General features: G+C 66.2%; 19 protein-coding genes and 1 pseudogene. 6 read left to right on the forward strand and 14 right to left on the reverse strand.

From position 1 onward, the window contains the following. The 13 genes and pseudogenes from ACH107_RS22805 to ACH107_RS22865 all read right to left on the reverse strand — a co-directional run. Positions 1-221 (reverse strand): annotated as a pseudogene (locus tag ACH107_RS22805) (5-aminolevulinate synthase); the annotation flags it as partial. Between the two features lie 6 nt (positions 222-227). Then, positions 228-656 carry a DUF302 domain-containing protein gene (locus ACH107_RS22810; protein WP_310691959.1) on the reverse strand — a complete coding sequence of 143 codons (429 nt, stop codon included), beginning with the start codon at positions 654-656 and terminating at the stop codon, positions 228-230. 85 nt (positions 657-741) lie between these two features. After that, positions 742-2,010, reverse strand: a complete 1,269-nt coding sequence (locus ACH107_RS22815; protein ID WP_310691960.1) for an NAD(P)/FAD-dependent oxidoreductase — start codon at positions 2,008-2,010, stop codon at positions 742-744. A gap of 113 nt (positions 2,011-2,123) precedes the next feature. Then, the gene (locus ACH107_RS22820; RefSeq protein ID WP_412507778.1) at positions 2,124-2,828 is read right to left on the reverse strand and encodes a c-type cytochrome; all 705 of its coding nucleotides are present in this window, start codon (positions 2,826-2,828) and stop codon (positions 2,124-2,126) included. Continuing rightward, positions 2,828-4,261 carry a c-type cytochrome gene (locus tag ACH107_RS22825; protein WP_412507780.1) on the reverse strand — a complete coding sequence of 478 codons (1,434 nt, stop codon included), beginning with the start codon at positions 4,259-4,261 and terminating at the stop codon, positions 2,828-2,830. Before ACH107_RS22825 ends, ACH107_RS22820 begins: the two co-directional genes overlap by 1 nt. Then, positions 4,245-5,519 (reverse strand): sulfite dehydrogenase, encoded by a 1,275-nt coding sequence (gene soxC / locus ACH107_RS22830; protein WP_310691964.1) that lies wholly within the window; start codon positions 5,517-5,519, stop codon positions 4,245-4,247. Before soxC ends, ACH107_RS22825 begins: the two co-directional genes overlap by 17 nt. Positions 5,520-5,547: 28 nt before the next feature. After that, positions 5,548-7,245 carry a thiosulfohydrolase SoxB gene (gene soxB, locus ACH107_RS22835; RefSeq protein ID WP_310691965.1) on the reverse strand — a complete coding sequence of 566 codons (1,698 nt, stop codon included), beginning with the start codon at positions 7,243-7,245 and terminating at the stop codon, positions 5,548-5,550. Between the two features lie 138 nt (positions 7,246-7,383). Then, on the reverse strand, positions 7,384-8,232 hold the full coding sequence (gene soxA / locus ACH107_RS22840; protein ID WP_310702878.1) for a sulfur oxidation c-type cytochrome SoxA: 849 nt from the start codon (positions 8,230-8,232) through the stop codon (positions 7,384-7,386). Between the two features lie 30 nt (positions 8,233-8,262). Continuing rightward, positions 8,263-8,592, reverse strand: coding sequence for a thiosulfate oxidation carrier complex protein SoxZ (gene soxZ / locus ACH107_RS22845; RefSeq protein WP_310691967.1), 330 nt, complete (start codon positions 8,590-8,592; stop codon positions 8,263-8,265). A 21-nt stretch (positions 8,593-8,613) separates the two neighbouring features. Continuing rightward, the gene (soxY, locus tag ACH107_RS22850; protein ID WP_310691968.1) at positions 8,614-9,030 is read right to left on the reverse strand and encodes a thiosulfate oxidation carrier protein SoxY; all 417 of its coding nucleotides are present in this window, start codon (positions 9,028-9,030) and stop codon (positions 8,614-8,616) included. A 38-nt stretch (positions 9,031-9,068) separates the two neighbouring features. Next, the gene (gene soxX, locus ACH107_RS22855; protein ID WP_310691969.1) at positions 9,069-9,524 is read right to left on the reverse strand and encodes a sulfur oxidation c-type cytochrome SoxX; all 456 of its coding nucleotides are present in this window, start codon (positions 9,522-9,524) and stop codon (positions 9,069-9,071) included. Between the two features lie 185 nt (positions 9,525-9,709). Continuing rightward, complete coding sequence (locus tag ACH107_RS22860) at positions 9,710-10,303, reverse strand: thioredoxin family protein (RefSeq protein ID WP_412507783.1); 594 nt, start codon at positions 10,301-10,303, stop codon at positions 9,710-9,712. A 32-nt stretch (positions 10,304-10,335) separates the two neighbouring features. Next, a complete protein-coding gene (locus tag ACH107_RS22865; RefSeq protein WP_412507784.1) occupies positions 10,336-11,073 on the reverse strand; it encodes a cytochrome c biogenesis CcdA family protein in 738 nt (245 codons plus the stop codon). 65 nt (positions 11,074-11,138) lie between these two features. On the opposite strand from ACH107_RS22865, the gene ACH107_RS22870 reads away from it, so the two are divergent. The 4 genes from ACH107_RS22870 to ACH107_RS22885 all read left to right on the forward strand — a co-directional run bounded on the left by ACH107_RS22870 (position 11,139) and on the right by ACH107_RS22885 (position 13,367). After that, entirely contained in the window at positions 11,139-11,537 is a 399-nt protein-coding gene (locus ACH107_RS22870) for a hypothetical protein (RefSeq protein WP_310702879.1), read from the forward strand. Positions 11,538-11,653: 116 nt separating this feature from the next. Then, on the forward strand, positions 11,654-11,989 hold the full coding sequence (locus tag ACH107_RS22875; protein WP_084860678.1) for an ArsR/SmtB family transcription factor: 336 nt from the start codon (positions 11,654-11,656) through the stop codon (positions 11,987-11,989). Between the two features lie 28 nt (positions 11,990-12,017). Beyond that, positions 12,018-13,073 (forward strand): YeeE/YedE family protein, encoded by a 1,056-nt coding sequence (locus ACH107_RS22880; RefSeq protein ID WP_310691973.1) that lies wholly within the window; start codon positions 12,018-12,020, stop codon positions 13,071-13,073. A 54-nt stretch (positions 13,074-13,127) separates the two neighbouring features. Continuing rightward, positions 13,128-13,367: a hypothetical protein gene (locus ACH107_RS22885; RefSeq protein ID WP_412507787.1), complete on the forward strand. Its 240-nt coding sequence runs from the start codon at positions 13,128-13,130 to the stop codon at positions 13,365-13,367. 245 nt (positions 13,368-13,612) lie between these two features. Here ACH107_RS22885 and ACH107_RS22890 read toward each other — a convergent pair whose 3' ends face one another. Next, on the reverse strand, positions 13,613-13,969 hold the full coding sequence (locus ACH107_RS22890; protein ID WP_412507788.1) for a hypothetical protein: 357 nt from the start codon (positions 13,967-13,969) through the stop codon (positions 13,613-13,615). 138 nt (positions 13,970-14,107) lie between these two features. Here ACH107_RS22890 and ACH107_RS22895 point away from each other — a divergent pair. Together ACH107_RS22895 and ACH107_RS22900 are read left to right on the forward strand one after the other, a co-directional pair. Continuing rightward, positions 14,108-14,876 (forward strand): IS5 family transposase gene (locus ACH107_RS22895; RefSeq protein ID WP_412507790.1). Its coding sequence is split into 2 segments (ribosomal slippage): positions 14,108-14,430 and positions 14,429-14,876, totalling 771 coding nucleotides; the frame shifts between segments, so codons are not numbered across the junction. A 322-nt stretch (positions 14,877-15,198) separates the two neighbouring features. Next, positions 15,199-15,849: glycerate kinase (locus ACH107_RS22900; RefSeq protein WP_412507791.1), on the forward strand; the 651-nt coding region annotated here is incomplete at its 3' end.

Consider the following 15,849-nt stretch of genomic DNA (forward strand, 5'->3'; position numbering starts at 1 on the left):
GTATCGAGCGCCTGGTGCATGGCCGCCAGCACATCCGGGTGCTGGCCCATGCCGAGATAGTCGTTGGAACACCAGATCGTAACGTCGCGGACGGACGCGTCCAGGTGGTTTCTGGCCTTGGGAAAGGCGCCGCGTTCCCGCTCAAGGTCGGCAAAGACGCGATAGTTGCCTTCGTCCCTGAGCCGTGTGAGTTCGGCGCGAAAGTAGGCGTCGTAATTCATGTCCGGTCAGGTCCCCGCGGCGGCCTGGACGATCTCGTCCAGAAGGGTTTCGACGGTCTGCATTGGCCCGTCCGGGTAGGTGCGATGCCCGATCATGACGTCGCCGTCACGTTCCGTGACGAAGATGCCGTAGGGGCAATGCGCGATGTTCATCGGGTCGGCTTCCATGACCTCGCGCGAGACGGTGGCCGAACAGAACAGGAAGACGTCGGCGGCTTCGAAGATGGTGACGTCCGAGCCGACATCTTCGCCGGTGCGGTTGAGCATGTCGCCGACGTGGCTGACATAGTCGATCACCAGGCCGCGGCCGATTATCTCGTTCTCGACGGCGAAGGTGGCATCGTCGAAACTGCCCTCGAAGGGGGTCATGACGGCCTCTTGCGCCAGTGCGGTTGTTGCGGTCAGGCACAGGGCCAGGACGGCAAGCGTTTTCATGGGGTCTCCTCCGTGTTGGGCACCATTTTCACCGACAGGCATTCCGCGGGCCTTGACCTGGATCAAGGCCCGCGGGACCGGTCGGTCAGCCGAACATGTCGGCGGTGATTCCGTCGTACCAGCCGATCGACTCGCGGTAGGTAGCGGCCCGGACCTCGGCGCTTTCGCCAGTGTCCGAGATAAAGCCGTCGACCTTGGCGATCTTTTCCTCGGTGGCCTCGTAGGTGGCGCCCACCTTGACCCCGTTGTCGGTGTCGATCAGCGACCAGCAGGTATTGGCGAAGCGCGCCGGGAAGACGCTGGAGCCGGTCAGGGCCCCGCGCACGGCGTTGGCGCAGACCTTGGCCTGGCTGTTGGCCGCGAAGCCGGATTTCGGCATGTCGCCCTGCGCCGCGCTATCCCCGAGCACATGGACGTTCTCGTCCATGGTGCTGGACAGATCGGTGGCGTTGACCGGCGCCCAGTTGCCCTCGGTGACGCCGGCGATCTCGGCAATGCGGCCGGCCTTCATGGCCGGGATCACGTTGCAGACATCCACGTTCTCGACCGCGCCGCCGATCGAGAGGGTCATGGCCTCGGGGTCGACCTCGACATCGTCGCCGCCGAAGTCCGGGCCGATGCGCTCGATCATGCCGGCGTAGTTGTTGCGCCAGCCGTCCTCGAAAAGCGCCTGCTTGGAAAAGTTTTGCTTGGGATCGGCGATCAGGATCTTGGCCGTCGGATTGATCTCGGACAGAAGGTGGGCGACCATACTGACGCGTTCGTAGGGGCCCGGCGGGCAGCGGTAGGGGTTGGGCGGGGCGACCATGGCATAGGTACCGCCCTCGGGCATGGCCTCGATTTGCGCCTTGAGCAATTCGGTCTGGCTGCCGGCCTTGTAGGCATGGGGCATCCGGTCCTGGGCGTTGATGTCCCAGCCGGGCACGGCCCCGTCCACGAAGTCGATCCCGGGCGACAGGATCAGCCGATCGTAGCCCAGCGTGTACCCCCCCGCGGTGGTCACGGTCCGCGCGTCGCGGTCCACGCCGGTGGCCCAGTCGTGCAGCACGTTGATCCCGTAGCTGCCCGCGAGCGTGCCGTAGGAATGGCCGAGGCTGTCCATCTCGCGGAAGCCGCCGATGTAGAGGTTCGAAAAATAACAGGTGTAATAGGCGCGTGTCGGCTCGATCAGGGTCACGTCGATCGCGCCGTTCGAATCCTTGGCGATGTAGCGCGCCGCCGTGGCCCCGCCCGAGCCGCCGCCGATGACGACGACGCGCGGGCGGCCGTTGTCCTGGCCCATGACGCGGGGCGCCGAAAGCGTCGCCGCGCCCGCGGCCGCGGTGCCGATGAAGGCTCTTCTGTTCAGTTTCATGTCGGGTCTCCTCCCTTGGTTGCTTGGCGCGCCGATTGGCCCGGCGTCGTTGTGGTCCGGCTGCCCGGTCCCCCTTTGTGGCGGGGCCCCTCCCGGCCCCGTCCTGTCCGTCCCTATTCGACCGTCGCGAAATAGGCGGCCAGCGCCGCGATCTCCTCGTCCGACAGGCGGCTGGCCGTCATCTGCATGACGTTGTGCTCACGCACGCCCTCCTTGTAGGCGTGCATCGCGGTAACGAAGACATCTTCGGGCCAGTTGGTGATCGACGGGATGCCGTTGGCGGCGCCGCTTTCCTGATGGCACGAGGTGCACTCGCCGGACAGGTATTCACCGTAGGCCGGGTCGCCCACGATGGCGAGGATTTCCGGGTCGACCGAATGATCCACCGCCGCCGCCGTGAGCGCGGCCTCGGGAATGTCGGCCGGGTCGGCCGAGAACAGCCGCAGGTAGGCCAGCAGGTCGGCGCGATCCTCGGCATCCGCCATCCCGGCGTAGTTCATCCGGGTGCGGCTGACGAAGACTCGGGGGTTCTCGATGTAGCGGTCCAGCGTCTCGAAGGTCCACTTCAGCCCGGCATCGGCCCGCAGCATCATGTCCTCTGAATAGCGGAACCCCTCGATGGCGCCAGCGCGGCGGTCGAAAATCCCGTTCAGATGCGGGCCGACCCGGTTGCGCGCGCCCTGCCCCACCAGGTGACAGGACGCGCAATCCGACTGAAAGAGCGCCTCGCCGCGGTCGGGATCGCCCCCCACCTGTGCGGCGCCGCTGCTGCCCAGGCCGGCGAGGATCACCGCCGGGAGAAGCGCCCGGCGGATCATCACTGTGCCTCGAAGGTCGAGAGGTAGGCGGTGATCGCCGCGATCTCGTCCTCGCTGCGCAAGCCGGCGAAGGACATGTTCGTGCCCGGCATGGCGCCGCGCGGATCGGCCAGGTACTCCCCGAGGCGCTCGGGGGTCCAGACCTCGCCCGCGGCGTTGGCCTCCTCGAAGACGCCCGAATACCGGAAGCCCTCGATCCCGCCGATGGCGCGCCCCAGCACGCCGTTGAGGTGCGGGCCGACGCCGTTGCGCGCGCCGTCGCCGACCTGGTGGCAAGCCTGGCACTTGCGGAAGACGCCCTCGCCTTCCTCGACCAGCGCCGGATCGACCGCGGCCACCTCCTCGGTGGACTCTGTCTCCGACGTCTCGGCCTCGGCCTCTTGCGTCTCGGCCGCCCCGGTGGTCTCGGCGGCGGCCTCGGTCGCCTCGGCCTCTTCGTCCTCGGGTGTGACGTCCAGCACGCTGGCGCGCATGGTGATCTCGACGCTGTCCTTGCAGTCCTCCATGCAGGGCTCTTCGCTGAAGGCCGGTATCTCGCCCTCGGCGCGGTCATCCATGAAGAAACCGTCCTCGTTGGGCAAGCTGACCTCGGTGAACGTGTCCTGCGACAGCTCGAAATCGTCCTCCACGAGGTTGTTGAGATAGAGGATATAGGCAGTGACCGCGTAGACCTCGTCGTCGGTCAGGCTCTGGGCCTGGCCGTAGGGCATGGCCCGGTGCACGTAGTCCCAGACGGTGGACAGGTAGGGCCAGTAGGAGCCTGGGGTCTTGACCGGGTCCTCGCGTTCCAGCGTGTCCCAGCCCCCCGAAAGCACGGGCCAGCGCGCCCGGCCCTCGCCGAAATCGCCGTGGCACTGGGCACAGTTCTCGATGTAGACCTCCTCGCCGGTCCAGACATCGCCCGAACCCGTGGGCAGGCCGGCACCATCGGGGCGGATGTCGATGTCCCAGGCGGCAACTTCCTCGTCCAGCGCTTCGCGGCCGAGGTCGAAACTGTTGCCTTCAAGCTCGCCGATCATGGGGCTTTCGTGGCTTTGCGCCCATGCGGCCCCGACGAAAAGCGCGGGCAACGAGGTGCCACCTTCGAAGGTGTCGCCGGCCTCGGCGCTCGCCTCTGCGGTGACGGTTTCGGTGGCCGCGGCGTCGGCGGGGGCCTCGGCCTCGGCAGGGGCTGTTGCCTCGGCAACGGTGTTCTCGGTGCCCTCGTCGACCGCTTCGATCTCGGCGGGTGCAGCGTCCGCGACCTCTTCGGTTTCGGTGGTTTCGGCGTCGGGGGCCGTGGCCTGCGCGGCCATGGTGTCGGCCTCAGCCTGTGCCGCGGCGGCGTCGGCCTCGGCGGTGTGCGCGGCGCGCTCGGACAGGCCGACGCTCAGCGCGATGACCGAGGTCGCGGCCACGGCGACCAGGGCGAGTTGGTTAGGAAATTTCGACATTCTCGGCCTCGCCATTCTCGTTCACGTACCAGGTCTGGATACCGTTGTTGTGGTAGATGGAGTTCTCGCCCCGCCAGTCGCGCAGCTGGTGCTTGGTGGGCTGCACGTAGCCGGTGCTGTCGTGGGCGCGGCTTTGCAGCAGCAGCGGCTTGCCGTCCCAGTCGAACTCGAAATAGAAGCGGTGCATGGACTTGTTCATGCTCGGGCCGGACATGCGGGCCTGATACCAGCTCTTGCCGCCGTCCAGCGTCACGTCCACCCGCGGGATCGTCCCGCGGCCCGACCAGGCGACACCGGTCAGGACGGTATAGCCGGGCCCGTGGGTCAGCGGGGCCTGCGGGCTGGGGTTGGTGATGACCGATTTGGCGTCCATCTCCCAGGTGAAGCGGCGCGCCTCGCCGTTTTCCAGCAGGTCCGTATACTTGCTGGTCTCCTCGCGGTGGTGCCAGGGCTTGTCGCCCACCTCGATGCGGCGCAGCCACTTGACCCACATGTTGCCTTCCCAGCCGGGCACGACCAGGCGCACCGGGTAGCCCTGTTCGGCGCGCAGCGCCTCGCCGTTCATCTTGAAGGCAACGAGGCAGTCGTCCAGCGCCTTTTCCATGGGGATCGAGCGGGTCATGGCGGCGGCGTCGGCGCCCTCGGGCAGGACCCACTTGGCGTTGGTCTTGATGCCCGCCTCGGCCAGCAGCAGCTTGAGCGGGATACCCGTATACATGACGTTGTGAATCATGCCGTGGGTGAACTGGCAGCCGTTGAGCTGCGCCCCCGCCCATTCCATGCCGGTATTGGCCGCGCATTCGAGGAAATAGGCGTGGTTTTCCCGCGGGAACCGCATCAGGTCGTCCATGGTGAAGACCAGCTCGCGCTCCACCAGGCCATTGATCATCAGGCGATGCTCGGCTGGGTCGATCTCGGCGGCGCCGCTGTGGTGACGCTCGAAGCAGACGCCGTTGGGCGTGATGATCCCGTCAAGCTCGTGCAGCGGCGTGAAGTTGATCGAGGAGATATTGTCGGCCGTCAGCCAGTCCACGGTGCGGCGCACAACGTGGCGTTCGTGCTTGGACGGCATGCCGTAGGGGGCGGCATCGACGCCGTCGCCCAGGTAGACCTGCCAGTCCTGCAGCTCGGTGATCGCCGGGTCGGGGGCGGTCTGCCCCTTGGCGACGGTGGCGGCGACGCTGCCGGCGCCGGCTGCCGCCGCCCCGGTCAGGAAGGACCGCCGCGACGGCTTCTTGCCCTTGAACTTCATGTCCATGTCTCGTCCTCTCGATGCGTCAATCGGCTCAGGCGCCCACGACCTTGACGCTGGTATTCGGCGTCACGGTCACGGTGCCCTGCTTGCGGATGTGGTCCTCGACCACGTCCCAGATCTGCGGGCCCTCGGTGCCCTCGTTCACGGAGGCCCAGCCGGCCACCACGTAGCTCTTTTCGGGGTCGATCGGCGCGCCCGTGGACAGCAGCGTCATGTCCGAGATCCGGCTGCCCTGCGGCTTGGTCACGTCGATGCGATAGCCCATGCCGCCGATGCGGACCATGTCGCCGCCCTGCTGATAGTAGGGGTCGGGGTTGAACAGGTTGTCGCCCACGTCCTCCAGCACGGTGTGAAGAAACTCGCCCGTCATCTCGGTGCGGTAGGCGCGGCCATAGGTCATCGAGGTGACGTTCCAGATGTCCTCGCGGGTGATGTCCTGGCCGGGCAGGACCGACGGCCCCCAGCGCACGCCGGGCGACATGGCGATGTCGGCCTCGCGTTCGCTCATCAGCGCGTCGCAGATCAGATCATCCCACGAGCCGTTGAAGTTGCCGCGGCGGTAGAGCAGCCCGTCGGTCTGGCCGATGACCTCGTCCAGCTGATCCTTGAAGGGCGCGCGCTGGTCGTCGATCAGGCCGGCGACCGTCGGGTCGGGCGCGATCACGTCGGAAAAGACCGGGATCAGCTTGTGCCGGAAGCCCATCATGCGGCCGTTGCGGATATCAAGGTCGACGCGGCTGACGAACTTGCCGTTCGAGCCCGAGGCGACGACGATCGTGTCGCCGACCGTCACCGGTTCGGGCAGCGCGTCGTGGGTGTGGCCCGACAGGATCACGTCGATGCCGGAGACGACCGAGGCCATTTTCTTGTCAACGTCGAAGCCGTTGTGCGACAGGCAAACCACGCATTCGGCGCCCTGGGCGCGCACCTCGTCGACCATCTTCTGCATGTGCTCGTCGCGGATGCCGAAGGAATAGTCGGGGAACATCCAGCCGGGGTTGGCGATGGGCATGTAGGGGAAGGCCTGGCCGATCACCGCCACCTTGACGCCACCGCGCTCGAAGAACCGGTAGGGTTTGAACTCGGCCGCGGGTTCGTCCCACATGGCGTCAAAGATGTTCTGGCCCAGCGCGTCGAAGGGCAGATCGGCGACGATCTCGCGGACCCGGTCCTGGCCCAGCGTGAATTCCCAGTGGAAGGTCATCGCGTCGGGCTTCAGTGCGTTCATCACGTTGACCACGTCCTGCCCCTCGGTCTGGTAGCAGGTGTAGGAGCCGTGCCAGGTGTCGCCGCCGTCCAGCAGGATCGCGTCGGGCCGGTCGCCGCGGATCGCGTTCACCACCGTGGCCACGCGGTCCATGCCGCCCATCTTGCCGTAGGTCCGCGCCAGCGCCGCAAAATCGTTGTAGGTCAGCGCGTAATGCGAGGGGCTGCCATCCTCGATCCCGTAGAGCCTGCGGAAATCTGCGCCGGTGACATGCGGCACCACGCCCCGGTTGTCGCCCACGCCGATGTTGACCTCGGGTTCGCGGAAATAGATCGGCTTGAGCTGGGCGTGGATGTCGGTGATGTGGATCAGCGAGACATTCCCGAAGGTGTCGAACTGCAGCAGCTGGTCCTGCGTGAGGGCCTGCTGCGCGGCCAGCCTGCTCCAGTTGCCGAAGCCCGAGGCCCCGACAAGGGCCGAGGCGGCCATCGAGGCCTGGAGAAAATCGCGACGGGAGATCATGAGCGGATCCTTCTGGTCTTGGTCTGCCGGGTCGGGGTATGCCGGGTCCCGGTCCGCTTTCGCGCCATCATATGCGCAAAAGTGAATATCTGAGATCAAAGAAAACCCGCACCGGCGGAACCGGCGCGGGCCTTCGGATCAGTTGCGGACGGAGGGCGTTTCGACGTCGAGACCCGCCCCGCGCGAGGCCACGTAGAGCTCCAGCGCCTTGAACTCGTCCGAGCCGCGGGTGTACGGCTCTGCGCGGATGTTCTTCATGCAGCCCTTGAACCGGCGGTGGATGGACCCCAGCCCGCCCCACTTGAGGCGGTAGACCGGAAAGCCGTTGATCTGGCCCTGCGACAGGTGATCGGCCCGGATCATGTTGTCGTAGTTGTCCTCGTGGCAATTGGCGCAAGCCATGTCGAGCTGGCCGACGCGCTGATAGTAGAGCTCTTCACCGCGCTCCCACCATTCGCGGGCCGGGCCGTCGATTTCCACGTCGACGGGCATGCCGCGCGACTGCTTGCCGATGGCCGCGGTCATGGCCAGCATCTCGGAGGATTCCCAGGCCCAGTCCTCGGCCTCCATCCGTTCGGTCCGGCAATTGTTGATGTTCTCCTCGAGCGTCCAGAGATCGGTGCCCTCGGGGTTCATCTTGGGCATCGAGGCGCGCACGCCTTCCATCGATTCGGCCATGTCGCCATGGCAATCGGCGCAGGACTCGCCGGTCGCGCCGTCGCCGGTCTGCCAGAGCGACATCCCCTGGTCTACGAAGATCATGCCGGGGTTGTCGAAATCGTCCATCTGCAGGACCTGCGTCTCGGGCGACCGGAAGGTCCAGCCCGACCGCACCACCGGCACGATCCCCTTCATGTGTTCGGCCGGCTGGACCTCGGTGTTGATCTCGACCTGGCCGTTGATCAGCAGATCCTCGGCGCTGACGGCCAGCGGCGCGGCCACGAGGGCCAGTCCGCAGGCCGCAGTCTTGAGTGTCGACAGTGTCATTATTGTTGTCCTCCCTGTGGTCCGCCAGCCTCAGCTGACGGCGATGTCCTTCGATTCCTCGTAGACCGACCCGTCGTCGTCGTACCAGGTGAAGGCGAAGGTGCCGCTTTCGGGCACGGTCGCCTGGAACTCGATGAAGGGGTTGGTGGAAATCGCCGGTTCGAGGATCATCTCGACGACGCTCTCGCCGTTGAACTCGCAGGTGAAGCGGTTGATGATCGACTGCGGGATGGTGTTGCCGTCGCTGTCCTTGCGCTGGCCCGATTCCATGGGGTGCGAGATCAGCGTCTTGATAGTGATGGTGTCGCCGGCGGCGGCATCACGGGGGACGCGGACGCGGGGGGTAACGTTGTCTGCCATGTCTTCAATCCTCTCGTTGGGTTAGCCGCCGCAGCCGCCGATGGTGACCTTGACTTCCTGGCTGGCCTGCACGAACGAGCCGTCGTTCATCCGGGCAATGGCGATCACGTCCTGCGTGCCGGCCAGGCGCATGCGGGTCGAGGCGGCCTGCGCCCCGGCCAGCGGGCCGAAGTTGAAGGCGGCGACATCCGGGGTCGGGTTGCCCGCGGCCAGGATGGTGATCGCGGCGGCGCCCGGGGCGCTGACCTCGATCGGAACGGTGTTGCCGTTCTCGGCGATCTCGGGCGCGGTCAGGGTGATGCCCCCCTCGCCCGGCTCGGCCCCGTCGGTGAAGGCGGCAATGGCATCCTCGATGGCGGCGCGGGCCTGCATCGGAAGCGTGGTCGCCGCCGCGGCCCCCAGCGCCATCAGGATGGTCTCTCTACGCGAAAAGCTCATGATTTCTCCTCTCGGGTTCGCGGTTCCCTGACCTCGGGTCAGTCGGTCAGGGTCATAAGGTAGGCCACAACGTCCTCGACCTGTTGGGCCGTCAGGATCGTCTCGCCCTCGAACTTGTCCTGGTTGCGGGTGAAGTCGTCGGCGACATAGAAGGCCGGCATGATCGTTCCCTGGAACGTCTTCTTGGAATTGATGATCATGCCGCGCAGCTCCGCCTCGGTGCGGTAGCTGCCGATGCCGTCGAGGGGCGGCCCCACCTCGCCGTGGAACGGCTGGTCGGCCATGTCCGAATTGGCGTGACAGGCCAGGCAGTTGCCCAGCTTGCGCGCCACAAAGACCTGGGCGCCATTCTCGGGGTCGCCGGGCGTGCCGGTCAGCGATTGCTCGACCGCGCCGTAGTCGCCGTATGTGACATCGGCCGGGGCCAGCATGTCGGCCAGCGCCACGCTGCCCCCCATGGCCACGCAAACGGCCAGTGCAAATGTTCGCTTCATTGTTCCTCCCTGAAGTCCTTCTGACGTATTTCGACTTTCTTATTATGTATACCGTAGCGCACCGGGCAGGCGACTCGCAACATCAAATTCATAAGCGTGAATTCATGCGCGCCGAGGCAGTCCCCGCCGCGCGGGGGTCAGGGGGCTGCCGGGCTGCCACGTCGTGAGGCCGGTCAGGCGCGGCGCTACTCGCCCCCGTCGGCATAGAGCCCCTCGCCCGCGTTGAATATGCGAGCGTGATACTTCTGAAAGTTTTCCTCTTCGTGAACCCCGTCGCGTACATAGGTCAGCATGTTGTGGAACATGCCGGGGCTGAGCGCGCCGGGCACATAGGCGGCGGCCACGCGGTTGGCGGGCGCCTCTTGCGTCACCTCTTCGGGGAAAAAGTAGATGGTCGGCGTGTACATGGCGCCCCATTTCTGCACCATCTCCTTCTCGGGCAGGGATTCACCATCGAAATCCGTGACCTCCAGATCGCCGAACATGTTGATCTGCACGACATAGAACTCCTCGTGCAGCAGGGCGTCGATCTCGGGGATCGGGTAAACCTCCTCGTGCATCTGGGTGCAGTAGATGCAGCCGCGCTGCTCGATCATCACCGCGAGGCGCTTGCCCTGCGCGGTGGCGTCGGCGTGATCCTCGCGCAGGTCGAGGAAAGTCTGCTGCATCCAGTCGGCCTTGTGCAGGCCGTCGTCGCCCAGCTCCGCCGCCTGCACCGGGGCCATGAGGATCAGCGCCGCAACGGCCGCGATCACGGGTTTGAACACTGTCTTGAACATCGGGTCTCCTCCCTTTTTCGATGTCGGCCGGTCTAGCCGAGGTTGCTGAACGCCGGGAACGTCTCGATCATCCAGTTGCCGATGGCGTTGATCGTGTTGGTCGCGATCAGGATCGCGAAGACGATCAGCAGCACACCCATGGCCTTTTCCACGTGGGCCATGCGCGCCCGGTGCCGCTGCATGACCCCCAGGAACGGCTTGGCGAAGAACGAGGCGATGACGAAGGGCAGCGTCATGCCCAGCCCGAAGACCGCCAGAAGCAGGGTGCCCTGCAAAAGGTCGCCCATGCCGCTGGCCATCATCAGGATCGTGGCCAGCACCGGCCCGACACAGGCGGTCCAGCCGAATCCGAAGGCCAGCCCCATCACGTAGGCCCCCAGCACCGTGGAGGGGTCCGAATTGCTTTCCATGCGCGCCTCGCGCATCAGGAACGGCAGGCGCAGCACCCCGAGGAAATGCAGCCCGAAGACGAAGATCACCGCGGCGGCGACGTAACAGAGCGGCTCCTTGATGGCGGCGAAGGCCTGGCCCAGCGCGGTGGCCCCCAGCCCCAGCAGCATGAAGATGGTGGTCACGCCCAGCGCGAACATCAGCGCGGAAATGGTCAATCGCTTCTGCGCGCCCGGCGCGATTCGCCCGTCGCCGCGCAGTTCGGCCATGGAGATCCCGGCCATATAGGAAAAGTAGAAAGGCACCATGGGCAGGATGCAGGGCGTCAGAAACGCCAACAACCCCGCCAGAAAAGCGCCCATGAAAGACACGTCGAACATGCCGGCTCCTTGAAGAATTCACATATTCAAATTAAGCTAAGTGAAAACGATAGGTCAATTGCGTCATGCTCCGCTTCCTCGCCGCGCTCTGCCTCGCCCCGGCCCTTTCCGGCGCTCCGTTGGCGCGGGCGCAAGACACGGAGGCCGGCGCCGAGGTGCAGATGGTCATGGTCGAACAGGACGGTTGTGCCTATTGCCAGCGCTGGGACGCCGAGATCGGCCCGATCTATCCCAAGACGGGCCTCGGCGCCGCGGCCCCGCTGCGCCGGATCGACCTGCACGACCCCGTGCCGGCCGACCTTGAGCTGGCCCGCCGCCTGACCTTCACCCCCACCTTCGTTCTGGTCGTCGACGGGGTCGAACTGAACCGGATCGAAGGCTATCCCGGCGAGGACTTTTTCTGGGCCCTGGCCGAGCGGATGGCGGCCGACGCCGGCCTGATCGAGCCGGCGGCCGAGGGATGAAGGATGCCCCGCCCCCTGTTGCGCATAACGCGCAAGTGACCGCGGACGCGCCCGGGGCACCTTTCGCGCCCGGGCCCGAAACCGGTAAGGTCTGCGAAACCCGCGGAAGGTGGATCATGGGGCTTCCCGTCATAGACAACGACATCCCGCCCGAGGAACTGGACCGGATGGCCGAGCGCGCCACCGAGGCGTCGAATTTCCTCAAGGCTATCAGCCACGAGGGCCGGCTGATGATCCTGTGTCACCTGGCCACGGGCGAGAAATCCGTGACCGACCTGGAGAGCCTGCTGTCGGCGCGGCAGGCCGCGGTCTCGCAGCAGTTGTCGCGCCTGCGGCTTGAGGGGCTTGTCACCCCCCGGCGCGAGGGCAAGACGATCTACTACCGCTTGACCGACGACCGGTCTCGGCAAATACTGGACCTTGTCTACGACATGTTCTGCCGCGACGGCTGAGCCTGTCGCAGGCAACCGGGAGGAGAAAATGCTGGAGACGATCGGCTACGCCAACGCGGCGGCCCTGGTCGGGCTTTGCGGGGGCGTTTTGCTGGGCCTCGCGGCTCGGTTCGGCCGGTTCTGCACCCTCGGCGCCATCGAGGACTGGCTTTACGGACATGACGATACCCGGATGCGGATGTGGGCCGTCGCCATCGGCGTGGCCGTGATCGGCAGCTTCGCGCTGGTCGGGCTGGGCGTCTTCGAGGCAGGCCAGAGCGCCTATCTCGCGCAGGCCTGGAACCCGCTGGCCTCGATCGCGGGCGGCTTGGTCTTCGGCTACGGCATGGCCATCGCCGGCAACTGCGGCTACGGCGCGCTGGCGCGGCTGGGCGGTGGCGACCTGCGCTCTTTCGTGATCGTGCTGGTGATGGGGCTGTCGGCGCTCATCACGCTGTCGGGGCCGCTGGCCTGGCTGCGGGTGGCCGTCTTTCCCGAACCGGCGGCCAACGGCACGCCGCCGGGCATCGCCCACGGGCTGGGCGCGCTCACCGGGGTGTCGCCGGTGATCTTCGGCCTCGGCCTCGGGGGGCTGATCCTGGCCTTTGCCCTGCGCTCGCCCCTGCTGCGCGCCGCCCCGGCGGCCATCGCCTGGGGCACGGTGGTGGGGCTGGCGGTGGTGCTGGCCTGGGCCGGCACCCAGTGGCTGGCCGTCGAGAGTTTTGCCGAGACGCCGGTGCAATCGCACACCTTCACCGCGCCGGTGGGGGCGACCATGCTCTACGCCATGACCGCCTCGGGCAACGAGCTGACCTTCGGGATCGGCTCGGTGCTGGGCGTGCTGATCGGTGCCTTCATCGGGTCGCTCATCAAGGGTCATTTCCGCTGGGAGGCCTGCGAGGACCCGCGCGAGCTGCGCCGCCAAATCCTCGGCGCGGCCCTGATGGGTGTCGGTGCTGTGGTGGCGCTGGGCTGTTCCATCGGCCAGGGCCTGTCCGCCTTTTCCGTGCTGGCCTGGAGCGCGCCTGTCACCTTCGCGGCGATCCTTGCCGGGGCGGCCCTGGGCCTGCGCCAGCTCATCACCGGCTTTCAACCGGCCGAGTAGGCCGCCCCACCGCCGGTCTGGACCCCACCCTGCCGGCCCTTTAGGTGCATCGGCATGAGCACCCTCGACACCCCCGGGGCCGACCGCATCCTGCCCGGCATCCTGCTGATGATCGGCTTTTGCATGTCCGCGCCCATGCTGGACGTTGCCGCCAAGCTGGCCGCACGAACACTGCCCGTTGGCCAAATCACCGCCGCGCGATTCGTCATCCAGGCCGCGCTGATGCTGCCGGTCTGCCTCTGGCTGGGACTGCGGTTGCGGCCGGGGCCGGGCACCGCGGGCCTGCTGGCTTAGCGGGCGTTGTTCCTGGTGCTGTCGACCTATTTCTTCATCGCGGCGATCCGGGTGATGCCCATCGCCGACGCGCTGCCGAAACTCGTAGACGGCCTCGCCGATCTGGTTGCCCTCGGCATCGTAGACCGCGCAGGCCCAGCCGTTGGCCCGGTCGATGTGGAAAACCTCAGTGTGGTGCGGGGTGGTCATGGTCGTCGTCCTCCGTGGAAAGGTGGGGGCCGGGCCCGGGGGCCCGGCGGTGGCGGTCAAAGGTCGATGATCTCGATGGTGTGGGCCGCGGCGATCCGCGCGAGGCGCTCGGCGTTCTGTTCGCGAGCCCAGCGGGTCATGGCCGCCGTTGCCTTCGGCCCGTCGTAGCCGTGGCGGCGCAAAGGCTTTTCCCACCCCGGGTAAGCGCGGGTCGGGCGGAGCGGGCCGAAGCCGTGGGCCTTTTCGCTCATGGCGCCCTGTGCCGTTTTGGCGGCCTTGGCGCGGTCGAGGCTGTGCCCGCTTGCGATGACCTTGCCGTCCGACTTGCGGATGACGGCCCAAGCGGCTTTGACCGCGCGGTTGCCTTTGTAGGTTTCCTCGTAGCCGTTCGAGAATGTTGCGGTGATGGTCATGGTGGTGCCTCCGTGGAAAGGTGCGTCGCGAGTGCGTCGCTGATGGCTCCAGTTTGCTAGGCAGCACACTCATTAATTCTTGCTTACGAGCATAGGTTTGTGATTCATTTCGTCCAAACAACGGGCGGGAGGATGCAAGTGGCGCGATCAGACATGAGCGATTTGGAATGGGAATTCATCAAAGCTGTCTTGCCTAACAAAACACGCGGCAAGAAGCGGGTGGATGACCGCCGCGTGATCAACGGCATTTTCTACGTCCTGCGCACCGGCATCCCTTGGGCCGATCTGCCCAGCGAATATGGCCCACCGACAACGGTCTATAATCGCTTCAACCGGTGGAGTTATGCGGGCCACTGGGACCGGATTATGGACGCCATCGCCGACGCGCATAACGTGGACACAGTGATGGTCGACGGGACCAGCGTGCGCGCGCATCATTCCGCCACGACTCTCAAAAAAAGACCCGCGCCGCTGTTTAGGTCGCTCACGGGGCGGATTAGGGACGAAAATACATGCACTTACCAATCAGGATGGGCTGCCGATCCGATATGAACTGACACCCGGCCAAGCCCATGACGCGCCGCCGTGCAAGACGCTCCTGAACAATCTGCAACCTGGCCAACATGTGCTCGCGGACAAAGCATATGACGCAGACTGGATCAGGGACTTGATCTGGGAACAGGGCGCTGTCGACGTGATCCCTTCCAAGGCCAACCGCAAACTGCCCGCCGAATTTGATGCTGAAATCTACCGGGAACGCAACAAAATCGAGCGCTTCTTTGGTAGGCTGAAAGCCTCGTTCCGCCGTATCGCAACCCGATACGAGAAGACGTCACGCAATTTCCTGTCGATGATCAAACTGGCCTCGGTCAGGCTGTGGATCGAGTTTTATGAGTCGGCTGCCTAATACAGCCGGGGCAGTGAAGCTCTATAAGCGCTTGATCCTGTCCTTTTTCTTGAATGGCTACCCGCAGATTGGGTGCGGGATTGCCCGAAAATTCTTTGGAAATTTCAGAGGCCCCAATTTTCCCGCAACTATGGCCTAACCTTTGAAAGTGACGGGATTGTCCAGACGGCTGGGTCGCCCACCATGCGCCCTCTTTTCATCAGCGCGCGGACAGGCGACAATCTGCGGCGTCGTGCCCCTCGCCGCGACGTTGGGCGTCACGCCTCAAGTCCTGCCGTGGTTTTTCCTTTATCCGGCCCGGGCCGCGGGGCAAACTCGGGCCATGAGCGACACCTCCTCACAGATCCCCCTCCTGCGGCGCCTGTTCGACCGTGCCGTCGCGGTGGCGGACCCCATGCGCAGCCTTGCCGATCATCTGCCCGCGCAACCGCCGGGCCGGGTCGTCGTGATCGGTGCGGGCAAGGCCAGTGCCCGCATGGCCGAGGCGGTGGAGGCCGCCTGGGGCCCCTGCGAAGGGCTGGTCATCACCCGTTACGGCTATGCCCGCCCCTGCGCCGGGATCGAGATCGTCGAAGCCGGGCACCCGGTGCCGGACATGGCCGGTGTCGCCGCCACGCGCCGGATGCTGGACCTTGTCGCGGGGCTTGGCGAGGGGGATTTCGTGCTGGCGCTGATCTCGGGCGGCGGGTCGGCCCTGCTCTGTGCCCCTGCCGAGGGGCTGACCCTGGCAGACAAGCAGGCCGTGGCGCGGGACATGCTGGCCAGCGGCGCCCCGATTTCCGAGGTCAACGGCCTGCGCAAGCAGCTTTCGGCGGTCAAGGGCGGGCGGCTGGCCGCCGCCGCCCATCCGGCACGGATGCTTGCGCTGATGATATCCGACGTGCCGGGCGATGCCCCCGGGGACATCGCCAGCGGCCCCACCGTGGGCGATGCGGGCGATGCGCCGCGCGCCGCGCGGGCTCTGGCGGCGCGC

Source organism: Roseovarius halophilus (ex Wu et al. 2025) (assembly GCF_047086965.1).